The organism is Flavobacterium sp. I-STPP5a, from assembly GCF_009764685.1.
In the GTDB taxonomy this organism is placed as follows: domain Bacteria; phylum Bacteroidota; class Bacteroidia; order Flavobacteriales; family Flavobacteriaceae; genus Flavobacterium.
In genome coordinates this window covers 16,871-33,316 of sequence record NZ_VHLM01000084.1, presented here as the reverse complement: position 1 = coordinate 33,316, position 16,446 = coordinate 16,871, and the positions used below count along the sequence as shown (strand labels likewise).

General features: G+C 35.9%; 12 protein-coding genes, 1 tRNA gene, 1 pseudogene and 1 riboswitch. Of the genes and pseudogenes, 1 reads left to right on the top strand and 13 read right to left on the bottom strand.

Annotated features, from left to right (window positions below):
- Positions 1 to 72: 72 nt before the first annotated feature.
- The 11 genes from cobJ to FJV36_RS15930 all read right to left on the bottom strand — a co-directional run bounded on the left by cobJ (position 73) and on the right by FJV36_RS15930 (position 13,080).
- Complete coding sequence (gene cobJ, locus FJV36_RS15980) at positions 73 to 1,419, bottom strand: precorrin-3B C(17)-methyltransferase (RefSeq protein ID WP_158728365.1); 1,347 nt, start codon at positions 1,417 to 1,419, stop codon at positions 73 to 75.
- The gene (gene cobI, locus FJV36_RS15975; protein WP_233264541.1) at positions 1,416 to 2,126 is read right to left on the bottom strand and encodes a precorrin-2 C(20)-methyltransferase; all 711 of its coding nucleotides are present in this window, start codon (positions 2,124 to 2,126) and stop codon (positions 1,416 to 1,418) included. Before cobI ends, cobJ begins: the two co-directional genes overlap by 4 nt.
- Positions 2,127 to 2,129: 3 nt before the next feature.
- Positions 2,130 to 3,068 carry a sirohydrochlorin chelatase gene (locus tag FJV36_RS15970; protein ID WP_158728364.1) on the bottom strand — a complete coding sequence of 313 codons (939 nt, stop codon included), beginning with the start codon at positions 3,066 to 3,068 and terminating at the stop codon, positions 2,130 to 2,132.
- On the bottom strand, positions 3,058 to 3,846 hold the full coding sequence (gene cobA, locus FJV36_RS15965; protein WP_158728363.1) for a uroporphyrinogen-III C-methyltransferase: 789 nt from the start codon (positions 3,844 to 3,846) through the stop codon (positions 3,058 to 3,060). Before cobA ends, FJV36_RS15970 begins: the two co-directional genes overlap by 11 nt.
- A 117-nt stretch (positions 3,847 to 3,963) precedes the next feature.
- Positions 3,964 to 4,794, bottom strand: a complete 831-nt coding sequence (locus FJV36_RS15960; protein ID WP_158728362.1) for an SDR family oxidoreductase — start codon at positions 4,792 to 4,794, stop codon at positions 3,964 to 3,966.
- Entirely contained in the window at positions 4,794 to 5,591 is a 798-nt protein-coding gene (locus tag FJV36_RS15955) for an NAD+ synthetase (protein WP_158728361.1), read from the bottom strand. Before FJV36_RS15955 ends, FJV36_RS15960 begins: the two co-directional genes overlap by 1 nt.
- Positions 5,592 to 5,610: 19 nt before the next feature.
- Positions 5,611 to 8,232, bottom strand: coding sequence for a TonB-dependent receptor domain-containing protein (locus FJV36_RS15950; protein ID WP_158728360.1), 2,622 nt, complete (start codon positions 8,230 to 8,232; stop codon positions 5,611 to 5,613).
- A 113-nt stretch (positions 8,233 to 8,345) separates the two neighbouring features.
- A riboswitch (cobalamin riboswitch) is annotated at positions 8,346 to 8,543 on the bottom strand.
- A gap of 253 nt (positions 8,544 to 8,796) precedes the next feature.
- The gene (cbiB, locus tag FJV36_RS15945; RefSeq protein ID WP_158728359.1) at positions 8,797 to 9,741 is read right to left on the bottom strand and encodes an adenosylcobinamide-phosphate synthase CbiB; all 945 of its coding nucleotides are present in this window, start codon (positions 9,739 to 9,741) and stop codon (positions 8,797 to 8,799) included.
- A complete protein-coding gene (locus FJV36_RS15940) occupies positions 9,726 to 10,748 on the bottom strand; it encodes a histidinol-phosphate transaminase (RefSeq protein WP_158728358.1) in 1,023 nt (340 codons plus the stop codon). Before FJV36_RS15940 ends, cbiB begins: the two co-directional genes overlap by 16 nt.
- A 2-nt stretch (positions 10,749 to 10,750) precedes the next feature.
- Positions 10,751 to 12,205 carry a cobyric acid synthase gene (locus FJV36_RS15935; RefSeq protein WP_233264544.1) on the bottom strand — a complete coding sequence of 485 codons (1,455 nt, stop codon included), beginning with the start codon at positions 12,203 to 12,205 and terminating at the stop codon, positions 10,751 to 10,753.
- Between the two features lie 26 nt (positions 12,206 to 12,231).
- Positions 12,232 to 13,080 (bottom strand): hypothetical protein, encoded by an 849-nt coding sequence (locus tag FJV36_RS15930; RefSeq protein ID WP_158728356.1) that lies wholly within the window; start codon positions 13,078 to 13,080, stop codon positions 12,232 to 12,234.
- A gap of 69 nt (positions 13,081 to 13,149) precedes the next feature.
- Between FJV36_RS15930 and FJV36_RS15925 the strand changes: the two genes are divergently transcribed.
- Positions 13,150 to 14,595, top strand: coding sequence for a cobyrinate a,c-diamide synthase (locus FJV36_RS15925; RefSeq protein WP_158728355.1), 1,446 nt, complete (start codon positions 13,150 to 13,152; stop codon positions 14,593 to 14,595).
- An 801-nt stretch (positions 14,596 to 15,396) separates the two neighbouring features.
- Here FJV36_RS15925 and FJV36_RS15920 read toward each other — a convergent pair.
- A tRNA-Ser gene (locus FJV36_RS15920) sits at positions 15,397 to 15,481 on the bottom strand.
- Positions 15,482 to 15,811: 330 nt separating this feature from the next.
- Positions 15,812 to 16,396, bottom strand: a pseudogene (locus FJV36_RS15915) (NAD(P)H-dependent oxidoreductase).
- Positions 16,397 to 16,446 lie beyond the last annotated feature (50 nt).

The following is a 16,446-nucleotide window of genomic DNA, read 5'->3' as shown; positions in this document are numbered from 1 at the left end:
TATTTAAAAATTATCCATTTTAAATTGTCAATTATGCATTTTAATTATCCATTGTTAATTATCCATTGTTAATTATAATGTAAACGCTGCGTTTACAATACTTGCTGCCACATTACTTCCTCCTTTACGTTCTCGGATAATAACATACGGAATACTTGTGATTGCCTGTAATTTCAGTTTAGATTCCACAACATTTACAAATCCTACGGGAGCACCAACCACGCCAACAGGTTTGCATTTTTCGTCTATTATTTGCTCACACAATTCGAATAGAGCAGTGGGAGCATTACCTACCACGTACAAAGCGTTAGGATGTTTTGCCAATGCTAATCGGATTCCTGCTTGACTACGGGTGATGTTTTCGCTTTGTGCTAGTGCCGTAGCTTCGGGATCATTCAGATAGCAAAGTACCTGGTTTTGGTATTTTCCTGTAAATTCTTTTGTGATTCCAGATTGCACCATCGTGACATCGGTAATAATTGTACCTCCGTTTATGAGGTAATCATTCCATTTTTCGATGGCATTATTACTCGATAAATAGAGATTTTCGTATTCAAAATCGGCTGTTGTGTGTACGCAGCGCATCACTGCCCATTTGTCTGCTCTTGGGAGGTCGGTACGTTGTAAACTTTCGGCAATTTGGCGAAAGCTTTCGTCTTGAATTTCCTGTCCTGTATGGGGTTTTCGAGCCAAATAACCACGCGGTGTCACGAGGAAATTTTTGAATTGATAGGTTTGTGAATTTCCAATCATAACTAATGAAAACATATCGACAATTTCGGTGTCGAATTCGCCCAAAGTGGTAATAGTGATGTGCTCATCTGGACGTGTAACTTGACGAATTACTGCAACTGGAGTAGTAGGACTGCGGTGTTTTAAGAAAATTTCTTTGAGTCGGTTGAGCTGCCAAAAACGTTTTTTACTTCTTGGGTTGTACAGTGAAGTAACGAAATCCCCTGTTGCTGCAGCGTGAATTCTTTTCTCAATTGTTGTCCAAGGGGTCATTAAATCGGATAGGGAGATACAGCAAAAGTCGTGTCCTAGCGGTGCGCCCAATTTTCCAGCCGAAGCAATAAAAGCACTTATTCCCGGAATGGTTTGTAAGTCGATGTCTTTATCGGTTTGGGTGCTCGCATATTGGTAGACCAAGGATGCCATAGCATAAATGCCAGCATCTCCAGAGCTTATTACTACTATATGCTTGCCTTTTTCACAACGGTTTACTGCTAAGACGGCTCGTGCCTCTTCTTCGGTTAATTCTTTTCCAATACATTCGCAATTTTCTTTTAGCAAATGCTCTATAAATTGAAAATAATAATGATACCCAATTACAACATCGGCATCTGCCAAAACCGATTGTGCAATTGGTAAAATATATTCTTGTCCGCCGGGGCCTATTCCTACTACGCTTAGTTTCATTTTTTCTTTTTTATAATTAACAAAGAGAAATAAGGAATCTCTCTATTCTTAATGTCTTCTATATTCGTTGTAATGTATTGTTGTGTTGTTCCCAATCGTTCACAATACATAATTGTCAGTCCACTTGTTATCAAAAAAGGGAAAATATCTTTAAGTACACTTCGTATTTTTATTAAAACTACTGTGTCAAAATCGTTTAAGGTGGTTTCTAGTTCTTGACTGTTCTTGACCCTTGGTATGATGGCAATTTTCTCGTTTAGTATGGCTAATGGTAACTGGTGTTGTGCCGTTGCTAATATAAAGGAGGGAACGCCAGCAATAATTTCGACATCGAGTTGGTGTTGTTGTATGTGTTCTAATAAATACGCAAAAGTGCTGTAAAACAAGCTGTCTCCTTCGCTGACAAAAACAATTGTTAAACCGTTATGATAATCTTCCAACATAGATTGAAAAGTGGCCCTATATGTAGCTTCGGCTTGCGCTCTGTCATCAGACATTTTGAGAAACATTCCGACTAATTTTTTTTCGTCCAGTTGGTGGTGTTGCAAAATAGGCAAGGAGAAACTGGTTGTTTTCCCATTAGGCAATAAGGAACCAGGATAATATACTTTATCCGATTTTTGGAGTGTTTTAAGTCCTTTTATGGTAATCAAATCTGGATCACCAGGACCTAAAGAGATACCGTATATTTTTCCTGTTTTTATCATTTTTTATATTCCTAATAGTTTTCTTAAACCTGAAAAAGGTGTTTTTTTGACTGCTATTTTTTCTTCTTCTTCAAATAAAATTCCTTTTACCGCCAAGTGATGTCCTTTTTGTTCTTTGCCTACTTCGTTTTCAAAACCAATGATTTGTGTACGGTATTTGCATAATTGGCAATTCATATTGGGATTGCCTTGCTCTACTTCGGCAATACGATCGTCAATGGTTTGTAGTAGCAGTTCGTCACATTCAAAAGAAGCGGTATAACAAAATTCAGTATCAGAGTTGCTCGCAAAATCTTCAACTTGAGTATATATTTTCTTTAGTAAAACACCTGTAAATAAAAATACAGGCAATACCACTACTCGTTTATAGGGCAGTTTGTTCACTAATGGTAACGTATCTTTTAATATTGGTTGAGTAACTCCAATATAGGTTGTAGTTGCAAAACCAAAACCCATTCCTTCCCAAAGCATTCGAGCCATTTTTGCAATGTCTGAATTGGCATCAGGATCGGAGGTGCCACGACCGACAACTAATAAACAAGTTTCTTTTCGGTCTAATGACGTTAGTCTAGATTCAGTTGCTTCTATCAGTTTTTTAGAAAGCTGTAATATGGATGGCGTGATGCCAAAGTGTTTTCCCAAAGTAATCTTTAAATCTGGATATTGACTTTGAAGCGCATTCATTTCGTATGGAATGTCATTCTTGGCATGTCCGCCAGCAAAAAGAATGGCAGGAATAGCAATAATTTCGCGGATTCCATTAGTATACAAACGCTCTACTGCAGCTGCATAAACGGGATGAGAAAATTCAAGAAAACCATAATCAACTTCATAATTGGGATAACGTATTTTTAAGAGACGTACTAATTCCTTGAATCCAGTAACACCTTCTGGATCTCTGCTTCCATGTCCACAAATTAAAATTCCTTTTTTAGTATTCATTCTCTTCTAAAATTTTAGTTATATTAGTATCAATTGGAAATGCATGTTTTCCTACTATAAAAACAACGGGCATTGGAATTGTTTCTAGTTTAAGTTTGTCCTCCATCTCTTCTAAAGTACCGGTAAAAATTGTTTCATCAGCTTGTGATACTTTCGAAATTGCCGAAATATATAATGTTTCATCAGGTGTAATTCTTTTAAAAGTACCGATTACTTCATTCAAATTTTTGTAGCCCATGTACATAATGAGCGTAGTACCTGTTTTAAGCATATTTGCCAATGCGTCCAACTGTTCAAAGTCGTACGTTGCGGTATGACCAGTACAAAATAGGACTGAATTGGTTTTATTACGTTCGGTAAGAGGAATATGTTGGGAGTTGGCTGCAGCCATTCCTGCTGTAATTCCCGGAATAACTTCAAAATCAATATTGTGATCCGTTAAAAAGCGAATCTCTTCGGCTACTCTCCCAAAAATAAACGAATCCCCTGATTTTAGGCGAACAATTTTTTTGTTTTGGTGCACGTATTTAAGAAACAAATCGTGTATAGTGTCTTGACGTGTCATCGAATCTACTATGTCTCCAAATTTTCTACCTACATATATTTTTTGAGCATTGGCGGAAGCCAAATTCAAAATTTCATCAGAAATTAAATTGTCATGCAAGATAATATCGGCATTCTGAATTCGCTTAACCGCTTTCACAGTAAGCAATTCTGGATCACCTGGCCCTGAACCAACAATACTGATATTAATTATTTTGGGGTCTTTTATATTCATGTGTAGCTAATATTGTTTTTGTTGGAATATGGTATGATTAGCCAGTTTGTTCTCGCGCGGGTCTCCATAACTGCTATGTGTGATAGAGAGCGCAATTGTTCTGGCGATTTTCATACTTTATTCTGCATTTAACAAATCCAGCGGATTTGGATACTTAAACTGGTAGTCCAATTTTGTTTTTAGTTTATCTGAATTTATTATTTTATAGCATAAATTTTCTGATGGGGCAAATGTTGGTTTTTCAAGACCAATTTTTTCAGCTGCCAGTTCATAATACTCCCTACGTTTAGGATGAATATCGGTACTGGCATTGAATATTTCTCCCCAGATTTCTTTTTTTAGAATGCTATCTATAATCGCAATACAATCGTCTTGATGAATCACGTTTATAGGGGCTTCGCCATTTTGCACGTCCTTTTTTCCTGCCAAAAAACGCCCTGGCATTCTATCGTAGCCTATTAATCCAGAAAAACGAAGAATAGTTGTACTGAAATGTTTCTGTTCTAAAAGCATTTTTTCTACAATTAACAACGCTTTTCCGCTTTCCTTTTCTGGAATTCTAGTTTCACTTTCAGTAACGGTTTCATTCGTATCAGGATAGACTGATGTTGAGCTAACAAACAATACTTGCTTAATTCGGCTTTCAATTAATTTTGGAATTAAAAGTTTGAATTGACGTGTATGGAACGCTACAATATCAGGTCTTCTTTTTGGTGGAAAATTAATAATTAAAATATCCGAATCTAAAAAGTCAGCAATATCATCTGTTTGAATCTCAGTGTCGCTTATAGTTATTTGATAAGGCAAAATACCTTTGTCTTTTAAGAGCGCAATTTTATCTAAATCGGTAGTGGATCCCTTAATAGAATACCCTTTTTGAATCAGAGTTTCAGCCAAAGGCAATCCTAACCATCCACAACCCAGAATACTTATTTTATTGTTTTTCATTAGATAGCTTTTGTTCTAGAACGCAGATACAAATCGAAATAGAGGAAAAGAATTGTCCCAAGAAATCCTAGTCCTACTAAGTTATTTTGAAAATCGTTAAGTTCTAAATTGGGTTTAAATACGGTTCCTATTTTATAAAAAGGTATAATGAAACACATTACCGTAATTAGTATATTTAACTTAAAGCGGTGCTTTTGAATTTTGGTTTGGTCGAATGTTTTTAACAGTTTACTTAATAAAAACGAGTCGATGGTTCCTGTAAATATTAATCCGATAGAGAAAACAAGGCCACCGATAACCGAAAATAACCAATGATGTGTTCCCGAAACTGCTAACCCAAAAGCGGCAATTTGAGAAGAAGTATCAAAGATAAATCCGAAAATAAGCCCCGTTAAGAATACCGTAAATGGGTTTAAATTTTGGTCTAAAAATTTAGGGATGAGGTGTTTTTTGATACTCAAGGAATTACCATTTTTAGCTTGCGATAAAGAAATGATGTTTCCAATTCCCATTATGAATAGTAAAGTCATAGGTACCCAATTAAGTAAAAAATCAACCCAAGAAGGAACTTCAAATTGATTTTTAAGGTAGCTAAGCGTTAATGCAATTAGGGTAACCATCACACCGTGGCCGAAAGTAAATAATGTTCCAACCCATCTTGACCAAGTGTTTTTATTTTCATGCAAACGATAGGTATAATTGTCTATTACCGTAATGTGATCCGGATCTAAACCGTGACGCAAACCTAAAATAAATAAAATGAGCAATGCAGATAAATTGTTATTTAGAAGTTCCATTTTTGGGATAGTCTTTATGTTAAAAGAAATAAGAAACACTCGCCTTGATAAAGAAAGGAGTCCCCGGAGTGTTGTGAAAATCCATTACGGGAGCGGTTTCATTTTTTAATTGAGATTCATCATAAAACTGGGCTTCTGCCCATGCTACATTGAAAATGTTTTCGGCAGAAAGAGATACTTCATATCGGGGTTTGGTGTATCGGATAATTGCATCTGCGATGGTATAAGGTGCAGAAAATACTGATCCATCTTCGATAGCAGGACGTTCTCCCATAAAACGGTACCGCAAACTAGCATTAATTCCGTTTTCTAATTTCAGAGTCAATCCGCCTGTAGAGTTCCATCTAGGAGCTAATGGTGCAAAGTTTTCGCCTTTTTTTGCGTCTTTCAAAATGCTGTAGGCGTAATTCAAATTGCTATCTGCCCACAAGTAATCTGTAAATTGAATTTTGATTGCCGCATCAAAACCATATTTTCTCGTTGGTCCCAAGTTTTCAAAGCTACCATCATCAGATACAAATTTAAATTCAGATCCTGTATCAAGGCGCCATGCTGTGAAATTGAAGATTGATTTTTTATGCAATTTCATTATAAAACCCAAATCAGCACCTTCGGATAGTGGTACAGGATTTCCGGCTGTTGGGTCTTTGCTCACTGCGGTTTGAGCGTAATTGGAGTGAAGTCCAACTCCCCATTTGGCAAAAACAGTGAAGTTTGATGTTGCATTAAAGTTTAACTGTGCTTTCGGGTTAAAGCGATACACGGTTTTTTGTCCTGAATTGGAGTCGTCTAATTTATCATTCAAATAAAAATCGAAGACTTCGTTCCTAGCACCTAATGTCAAAGCCCATTTGGGTGCAAACTGCCAATTTTCATCGATATAAAAACTGTAATTTGAAATACGTATTTTATTGTGATCTTCGGTGTTTAGAAATTCCCTTCTCAATACGTGATTTCTGCCCATTGAAAAAATATCGCTACGGGTAACCAATCCTATTTCAGAGGATAATTTTGTAGAACCAATGTTGTCAAGTCTGTTATATGTACTTTTTAAACCGAATAAATCTCGTTTTTCCCATTGTAATATCTCATCTCCATTGATGGGATCGTTCATGAAAAAAGTAAAATTAGAAAACAAATCGAAGATGTTTTTAGAATAATACAATTGATTTCTCCAGGATGCAGCATCGCTAAATTTGGTTTCAATGACTAAGTTTGCGTTTAGTCTTGACGCAATTCCGCCTTCGGAATCGTCTATAGAGCCGTATCTAGAAATAGATCCATCCTCTACAGCTCTCAATGGCAATTGTCCCGAAGCGTTCCAGGTGCTATTAAAATAAGAGCCTGAGAGTGTAGCCGTTGTTTTATCGGATAGTTGTGCATTGTATTTCCCGAAAACATTAAAACGTTTGAATTTTAATTTACTATCAAAAAAGCCATCGGTATAGTTGTACTCAGTAGCCACATACGCATTGTCTTTCCATTTTGAAACCAAATGTTTTTGATCTAAAAGCTGAACCATAGCTAAGATTCTTTGGGTATTAAATATACCAGATTCTAGTTTGATAACATTTTTTTCTAAACGGTATTTTGAGTTAAACTGGGCAGCACCTGCGGCTGAAAAATCTCCCAGTTTTGCCTCATAAGGTCCTTTGTAAAAGTTAGCAGAACCAATTATTTCTGGAATCATAAAATGCATGTCGGCATAGCCTTGTCCGTGTGCGTGCGAAGGCATGTTTACCGGAGTTCCATCCATTTGAATGTTAAAATCAGTTCCGTGATCGTTGTCTGTCCCCCTAATAAAAATTTGCTCGGCTTTTCCTCCACCTGCATGTTGTGCAATAAACAATCCGGGAACGGCACGCAACAAATCTTGAGCTGATTTTATGGGTTGCAGTTGCAGGCTTAACTGATCTATTTTGTTTAGTTGTTTTCGGTCTAGTGAAGTTGAAATAGTAACTTCGGCCAAGTTCATTGCATTACTTTGCAAGGCAATATTGAGCTTCTTTTGTTCGTCTTTTTTTAAATTTATTTTTAGACTAAACGTATTGTAACCTTCACAAGAAACAATAATTGTTTTTATTCCTTCTGAAACAGATGGTAGCTTATATGCCCCTTGATCAATAGAAATAGTGTTCTCGCTAGATTCTTTTATCTGAATGGCTGCGCCCTCAATTTTACTGTGATTGTTGGCATCTGTAATAAAACCACTAAGGTTAGTTTGTGCTTGCGTTTTAAAAAAAGATATTAACAGCAAAAAAAAAAGTTTGAATGAAAAATACTTTGTAAAGAAGTTTTTCTTTCTTTTTTGAGGTTTAAAGGTCTCGGCGTTATTACTCGAAGAAAACAACAATTGGTCTTCGAGAATTGTGTTTTCTAAAATATGAGTAGCAACTACAGCATTTGATGTGGTTACATTCATTTCTTTGTACCACGTGTTTTCTGGCTGAATGCTTATGATTGGGCCTTGTTTACAAAAACCACTGCATTTAGTCCTTATGGTGTGAATTTCGTCATTTAATTCTCGTTCAGTTAGAGAATTACGGAGGGCAGTAATGTTTTCTTCAGCGCCTTTGTTTGTACATGAAGTACCATTACAGAGGTAAATAATTTTTTTAATTTTGGATAAATCCTTTTCCATTTTAAGTTATTTGTGCGTTAATAATCCCGTTAACCGATTATTTGCAACAATAGAATAAGGACGCGTGAAGATAAAGGAGAAGATTATTTCACCCGTTTGCCTTTACTCCGAAAGCTACGAATCGACGTAAAGGCAGGTATTCTGACTCGTTTCAGTTGATAACGCCTTCCCATTCCATGATTGAAACAGTGACATAATGTTATAACCTTAATAAAACTTACAGCAGCGGGTACTGTCTCGGATTTACACCGAATTCCCTTTTAATTTCTTCTTAATATTTTAAAAAGAAAACCATTACAGCGGCAAAAGTACGAAACAGATGTGGATTAATTTTTAAACTTTTTGATAAAATTTATAAGACATTGTTTATGAGTGTTTTAGTTTTGCTTATTGTGTTTAGTTGGAAAATAATAAAAAAAAGCAAAATAATACCTTTTAGCCCCGATAGGAGCAAGTATCCTTTTGTGCCAGGGTTTGGCACAAAAGATACTTGTGTATAGCGGGAACCAATACCTCCGAAAATGCCTCAAGCTTAGGCTCCTGAAAGTTACAATCAAATTTTAGTTACCCAATTATGTAAACACTTATAATTGTTATAATTATGATAGTGAGTATAGTAACTTTGTGGTTAATCCTAGAAACTCTGATTATCTCTTGATGTTCTATTTTCCTATCATTTGTTCCTATGTACGGCTTATTTACAATTTTTCCGTGGTAAGTATTGGGACCGCCAAAGCGGCAATTCATGATTCCTGCCAATGCTGCTTCGGGATAGCCTGAATTTGGACTGGCATGTTGGTTGCGAAATTGATGAACAAATGAAAAAAGACTCCATTTTCCGCTCAAGATAATCATTAATAATGCAGTTAAACGTGCGGGAATGAAATTGGCAACATCGTCTAAGCGAGCAGCAAATTTGCCAAAATAAAAGTATTTTTCATTTTTGTATCCAATCATGGAGTCTAGGGTGTTGATCATTTTATAGGCCATCATAGCGGGCAAGCCACCAATGGCATAATAAAAAAGAGGTGCAATTACTCCATCACTTAAATTTTCGGACAAGGTTTCGAAAACGGCTGTTCGTACTTGGTTTTCATTTAGGGTAGTGGTATCGCGTCCTACGATCCAAGAAAGTCGTTTTCTACCCGCTTCCAATCCGTTGTCTTGAAGTGCATCAAAAACTGCTTTTCCTTCTTGTATCAGGCTTTTATTGGCTAGACCATAAAAAACAAAAATACTGGCAAAAATGATATAAAGAATTGTGTTGATTTGTAGCAAGATGTTAGACAGTAAATAAAAGAATGCAAAGACCAAACTGCATAGAACAAGTGTGAGTGTGATTCCTTTTGCAAAGCGAAATTTACCTTTGTTTAATAGGTTTTCGCCAAAATATATTGCATTTCCAAAAAGCCGAATAGGGTGAGGCAATCCTCTTGGGTCTCCCAAAAGCAAATCGAGTAGGTAGCCTACAAATAAAGGTATTAAGAAAGTGATTAAAGGAGTGTCCATTGGCGTATAGCATCGATTAAAAGTTGATTTTGCTCAGGTGTTTGTGTTGCAACTCTAAAATAATGAGGAGAAAGTCCTTTGAAATTGCTAGCATCCCTAATCAGTAATTGATGGGCATTCAAGAGGTGTTGTTTTAGCGCTGCGGCAGTTTTTACTTTTGTTTGGCACAAAAAAAAGTTAGTTGTTGTGGGATAGACTTCAATGTTTTTTATTTGCTGTAAGGAATGCATCAAGTCTGAAGTGTCTGACAATAATCTATTTAATGGTAACGCAATATCGACGGCATTTTTTACAATAAATTTACCGGCTTCAATAGCCAAAGTGTTTACAGACCAAGGCATTTTTGCCAATTGTATGGCTTGAATATTTTGTTCTTGGCTGATGATATATCCCAAACGCAAACCTGGAATGGAATAGGTTTTAGTCAGGGATTTTACGAGTACAAGGTTTGGAAAAGTATTGATTTCGTTTACCATTGTAATCACATTCGATGTAAAATCTACATAAGCTTCATCAATTACAAACAGTGCATTGGGATTGTTTTCTAAAAGGGAATGAAGCATTTTTTTTTCAAAAATCAAGCCCGTAGGATTGTTTGGATTGCCAAAGAAAACGGCTTGGGTATCAAAACGGGTAGTGTCGTTTACTGCAGACCATTCCATGAAGTCGGCAGGTACATTGTGTACACGACAGGCATCCTCATACTCAGCAAATGAAGGTATGATTATAGTGGCCGATTTTTTTTGTAAGTGATGTGCAATCAAATAAAAAGCTTCGGTAGCCCCATTTGTTATAAGTATTTGTTGGGGTTTCAGTTGGTGCCAATGGGCTATTAATTCTTGAAGCGATTCGGCATTTGCTTCTGGATAACGATTAAGCCTGTCCCATTGCAGCGATAGGAATTCCTTTAAACCTTTAGGAAGGCCTTCGTAAAAAACATTCGAACTGAAATTCGCTTTAATGGTGTCGTGATGTAAGTAACCGTCGTCTCCGTGTCCTAAAATCATAATTATTTTTCTTTAAGAACGGAATAAATATACTCCATGTCTAAATGTTCTCGCAGGTGTTGTGCCAGTAAATCGTATTGCTGTTCCTTGAAAGCTTTGTAATTAAAAGGGGTTGCTGTCATTTCTTTTTTTGTCTGTGAGAGCAAATCATTAATGACAATTTCGTTGTCTAATATTCCATGAATGTAGGTTCCCCAACAATTTTCGGCCAATAAAAAACCATCTGTAGTGCTATCTGAAAAATGGTTCAGCTGGGTGTTTTCTTCAGTTGAAGTTGAAATCCCCATGTGTATTTCATAGCCTTCACAGGTTTCTTGGTGTTTTTTGAACTGAAACTGTACTTGTCTTGTAATTTTTTCTTGTGTGAGTATTGTTTTTATGGGAAGTAAACCCAATCCGGCCATGTTTTCAATTGCTCCTTCCATTTGGTGTGGATCTTCTACGGTTTGTCCCATCATTTGATAACCGCCACAAATTCCAATAACGGTTTTGTTATTTTTATGAGCATTGACAATTGCTTTGGCTACTCCATTATTCTTAATTTCTATTAAATCTGAAATCGTATTTTTACTTCCTGGAAGGATAATAATATCGACTTTTTCAATTTCTAAAGGGTCTTTTGTATACAACAAATTAACATTTTCATGGCGTTCTAATACATTAAAATCAGTATAATTTGAAAGGCGATTGAGTAAAATAACGGCAATATTTATCTTGTTGTCAACGGATTGAGAACTTTTGTTTTGAAGGCCAACGGAATCTTCTTCCTCAATATAGATGTCTTTTGTAAAAGGAACGACTCCTACAACTGGAATCCCACAAAGGTCTTCTATTAATTTTTTTCCATCTTCAAAAAGGCGTGCATCTCCTCTAAATTTATTGATGATAATTCCTTTTATCAGTGATTTTTCTTTGGGAGTTAGTAAAATAATACTACCGTAAACACTAGCAAAAACGCCTCCTCTGTCAATGTCGGCAATTAAAAAAGTGGCTGCATCGGCATATTTTGCCATGCGCATATTGGTAATGTCACGATGTTTCAGGTTCAATTCAGAAATGCTTCCTGCACCTTCCAAGACTATAGGGTTAAATTTTTCGGATAAGCGGTTATAAGCCGCCTGGGCTTCTTTGAGCAGTCCCATTTTGTTGTTACCCATAAAATAATCATAGGCCGATTGGTCTCCAATGGGTTTTCCATTTAAAACAACTTGTGAACTTTTATCAGTTGTTGGTTTTAATAAAACGGGATTCATATCGGTGCTGCATGGAATACCACAAGCTTCGGCCTGTACGGCTTGCGCACGGCCTATTTCGAGTCCGTCGGGTGTGGCAAAACTGTTAAGTGACATATTTTGCGATTTAAAAGGGGCGGGGGTATAGCCATCCTGCTTAAAAATACGACAAAATCCAGTATTAATAATGCTTTTTCCTACGTCGGAGGCTGTTCCAACGAACATAATGGGTTTTAATTTTCGCATAGAATTTACTCAATAAAAAGTGACGTGTTCCAATGTTTTGACACGAAATCTTTGGCTTTTAAGTCGATTGATGACAACCGATGGGGTTCAATTAGCAATCCCATAAAGGTACCACTATGAGCCACAAATAAACCACATTTATTTTCGACAGCAAAATCAACTAACAAAGTAAAGTTTTTTTTAGGTAAAATAGTCTGGTTAATAACAGCACTTTTTGTGGTACATTCAAAAAAGGTTGCATAATCATTGTTTTTAGTACTTTTCTTTAGGTTTGAATACAGGTTTTGAAATTCTAAAACCTGATTTTCAGAATATTTTCTGTTTTGAGATATTTTGATGGTGTCAATATTCATTTTTCGATCCGAATCGAAATATAGCATCGAACACGGAATTGGAGAGAAGGTATCTATAATTTCACCTGACTTTTGATTAAATAATAAAGCATCTAAATCTAAACAAGGGTCAGTAGGCTCTATCTGAGAAGCGAGATTGTAGAGGAACTTGTTTGGATAGTTAGTTTTGTAAATTTCGTTTAAAGCCAATAATACTCCTAAGATATCAGTAGAACTGGACGACAATCCTTTGCCTATTTGAAAATTCCTTTGTTGGTTAAAATAGATGTGTTCAACAGGAGGTATTATATTATCATCATCAAGTAATGAACAAAATAATTCGATGGCCTGCTTTGCTTTACTTCCGAGTCTTATCCCTTCCTGGCTTGGGTTTGTACTTACAACTGTAGTTGTTTTAAATAATTTAGAAGAAGTATTGCTTACTAAAAATGGTTGGCTTTTGCCAAAAGCTCCTTGCAGGAGTTCGCCAATTTTGGCATAAGTTGTAACTTTGATTGTCATTTTCCCTTTCTCTATAGAACTACAAAGATAAAAATTGACAATTAACAATTGATTTTTATCTTTGAGGTCATGAAATCACAATTTCTTATAGCAGCACCATCAAGTAATTCCGGAAAAACGACAATCACATTAGGGTTGCTCCGGTTGTTGAAAAATAAAGGGTTTAAAATACAGCCTTTCAAATGCGGTCCGGATTATATTGATACCAAACATCATACAAAGGCTGCCTGTCAAGTGAGTATCAATCTAGATACGTATATGATGAGTGAAAGGCATGTGGAGGAATTGTATAGTCAATACAGTGAAGAAGCCGATATTTCGATAATAGAAGGAGTAATGGGACTTTTTGATGGGGCAAATAGAATGCAGGGGAGCAGTGCAGAGATTGCGATACTGCTGGATGTTCCCGTTATTTTAGTAGTCAATGCCAAGGCGATGGCCTATAGCGTGGCACCATTGCTGTTTGGACTGAAGAATTTTAATCCAAATATTAAAATTGCGGGGGTCATCTTCAATTTTGTCAATACCGAAAGTCATTTTTCTTTTTTGAAAGACGCTTGTGATGATGTCGGGCTGGAAGCGTTAGGATTTGTTCCTTCTGATCTTGGAATTGCTATTCCTTCTCGTCATTTGGGACTAGCCATTTCTGCTGAAAACGATTATGAAACCATAATTGAAAACGCAGCACAACATTTGGCTAAATCGATCAACGTAAATCGATTGTTAGCCTTGTGCAGTCTTTCTGAAACCGCATTGAATAAAAATTATTGCTGTAAAACGACAGAGGCGGTGTCCATCGCTAGTTCACTATCACTAGAGTCTGATGACTTTTGTCAGACAGCTCCTTTTTGTGAAGAAAAGGAATTTGAAGGGAATTACGATATGCAACAATCTTCGGTGAAGTATAAAATAGCAGTGGCACACGATGATGCTTTTAACTTCACCTATTTTGAAAACATAAAAGCTTTGGAAAATTTGGGTGACGTGATTTATTTCAGTCCGCTAAAAGATGCCGTTATGCCCGAAGCTAACATGCTATATTTGGCAGGTGGCTACCCCGAGTTGTATTTAAAAGACTTGACTGCAAATACTTCTATGCGTAAATCTATTCTTGATTTTTGTTCCAATGACGGAAAAGTAATCGCCGAATGTGGTGGAATGATGTATTTGGGCAATCAGATTACCAATGCTGACGGAATCGGGTATCCAATGGCAGGTTTTTTACCTATCGAAACTTCAATGGAACAGGCAAAACTTTCTTTAGGATATCGAGAAGTACATTTGAATGGTAAAACCATTAAAGGTCACGAGTTTCATTATTCAACAGCCATCGAAAAGGAGAATCTGTCAAGAGTAGGAGAAGTTTTTAATGCTAAAGGAGTAAAAGTAACTACTCCTATTTATAGACTAAAGAATGTAATGGCTTCCTATATTCATTTTTACTGGGGGGAATGTGATTTTATAGGTGAATTTTTAACGGATGGAGTTGATGGCGTGAGAATCTTCAATAAGTAAATTGAACTTTTTTTTTCGTTTATTGCAACATTCATTACTATTGTAAATCAGTTCGTTTTTATGTCTAAATTTTTGGAGATAACATATCGGATAGGTTTTTTACACAGGTGTCTTGGAAAAATTCCATTATGCTTAAAAACTCATTTTGAAGCTTATTAAGGTCCTTTCTAATGTTTTGCATCAAGATGATAATTTAACGATAACTTTTATGGGTTATACACTGTCTGCTTTTCGGATAAATACACATGCTCTTTGTGAAAAATTAGCAGCTGAATATGGCTAACCACATTCTTTTGTAGGTCATTTTGTATCTAGATAAATGATGCAGGCATTTGATTCTTACAGAGAAAATTTTCAACCTACAATCTTTTTGAGCGAACTTAAAACAATGGCTTGCGTTAATACAATAGCAGCCGACATTGACGAAGAAGCGCAATTTTTATCTAGTAGTTTGTATTAATTTTTTTTGAATTTAATACGAAACGATTGAAAAGCTTTGCAAGCTCCCGTAGCATATTTTAATGAAATGATGAATGAGGAGCACGCTTTCATGTGAATCAAATGACTGCTTGCACCTTTACAGGGAGCAAAGAAAAACTAACTAAAGATTTAAAAAAAAATTATTCAATATACTCGCATAAACGAATTGATGATTAGCAGTTCTATTTTTGACCATCAGGATAAAGTAAAGAGTTTACAGATTTCCAAATCGATAATGGATGCAGTTAATGAATAATAGGGTAGTGCCGATAAAAAAACGCTGTAAAATTTAAGTTTTACAGCGTTTCGCCTTTAATTCCGCGGAGAAAGAGGGATTCGAACCCCCGGACCTGTTACAGTCAACAGTTTTCAAGACTGCCGCATTCGACCGCTCTGCCATTTCTCCAGTATGCCGCTTTCGTTTTTTGATTGCGAGTGCAAATATAATAAGTTTTTTCGAATATGCAATATTCTTTTATGGTTTTACTAAAAAAAAGAATTTTAAAATAGAAATGCAGAATACTGATTAATTTTTTAAAACAAAAAAACACCACGAATTTTGCGTCTTTAGACTTATCGAAGAAAATAGGATTACTACCGAGATGCTAGAAGGGGAGTCTCGAAATGAAAACGCAAAATATTTACAATAGTGAATTTTTAAGGCTTCTGAAATAAAAAAGCCCGAAACGTAAAAGTTTCGGGCTTTTCTTGCGGAGAAAATAGTTTCTGACTGCTTTTAAAGATTTGTAATTTCAGATTTAATTTCATCTAATATAGTTGCTCTTTGCTCAGCTGTTGAACCAGCAATACCAAAAAAGGTTAACTGTTTAACATTCGATATACCGCAATATCCTAAAACACCTTCTGCTATTGGTTTACTTATCAAATCTTTACTAGTTGGCCAGGCATCGTAAACAAATTCTGGTGTGCCTGCAGTATTAATTATTATTGCTTTTTCAGTTTTTAATAATCCGCGAGCACTATTTTCATCAACAGTAAAAGCATAATTAAAACCTAAAACACGATCAAAATATCCCTGCATAATTGCAGGTCTACCAATCCGCCAAACAGGATAAACGAGAATAATATTGTTTGCCCATGAAATAAAATCGCGCTCGGTTTGTATATCTGTAGGAACAGTTCCCATGGCAAAAGCTCCAAAATCTCAAGCCGATAATACTGGGTTAAAATTCAATTCATACAAATCACGAACAACGATTTCGTGGTTTTTTTCTTTGAGTGCAGCAATTACAGTTTTAACAATTCCGTTTTTGTTAAAACTCTCGGGATTGGGATGTGCTACTATTACTAGTGTTTTCATGTCATTTTTTTTTAAAATATTTTGATTTCTAAGATAAAAAAATGTAGATT

What these genes read in the sequence shown, in the direction of transcription:
- FJV36_RS15960 (WP_158728362.1), bottom strand. Translation starts at nt 4,794, where the DNA reads ATGAAAAACAATAAAATAAGTATTCTGGGTTGTGGATGGTTAGGATTG.
- FJV36_RS15935 (WP_233264544.1), bottom strand. Translation starts at nt 12,205, where the DNA reads ATGTTCGTTGGAACAGCCTCCGACGTAGGAAAAAGCATTATTAATACT.
- cobI (WP_233264541.1), bottom strand. Translation starts at nt 2,126, where the DNA reads ATGATAAAAACAGGAAAAATATACGGTATCTCTTTAGGTCCTGGTGAT.
- FJV36_RS15950 (WP_158728360.1), bottom strand. Translation starts at nt 8,232, where the DNA reads ATGGAAAAGGATTTATCCAAAATTAAAAAAATTATTTACCTCTGTAAT.
- FJV36_RS15940 (WP_158728358.1), bottom strand. Translation starts at nt 10,748, where the DNA reads ATGATTTTAGGACACGGAGACGACGGTTACTTACATCACGACACCATT.
- FJV36_RS15955 (WP_158728361.1), bottom strand. Translation starts at nt 5,591, where the DNA reads ATGGAACTTCTAAATAACAATTTATCTGCATTGCTCATTTTATTTATT.
- FJV36_RS15925 (WP_158728355.1), top strand. Translation starts at nt 13,150, where the DNA reads ATGAAATCACAATTTCTTATAGCAGCACCATCAAGTAATTCCGGAAAA.
- cobA (WP_158728363.1), bottom strand. Translation starts at nt 3,846, where the DNA reads ATGAATATAAAAGACCCCAAAATAATTAATATCAGTATTGTTGGTTCA.
- FJV36_RS15970 (WP_158728364.1), bottom strand. Translation starts at nt 3,068, where the DNA reads ATGAATACTAAAAAAGGAATTTTAATTTGTGGACATGGAAGCAGAGAT.
- FJV36_RS15930 (WP_158728356.1), bottom strand. Translation starts at nt 13,080, where the DNA reads ATGACAATCAAAGTTACAACTTATGCCAAAATTGGCGAACTCCTGCAA.
- cobJ (WP_158728365.1), bottom strand. Translation starts at nt 1,419, where the DNA reads ATGAAACTAAGCGTAGTAGGAATAGGCCCCGGCGGACAAGAATATATT.
- cbiB (WP_158728359.1), bottom strand. Translation starts at nt 9,741, where the DNA reads ATGGACACTCCTTTAATCACTTTCTTAATACCTTTATTTGTAGGCTAC.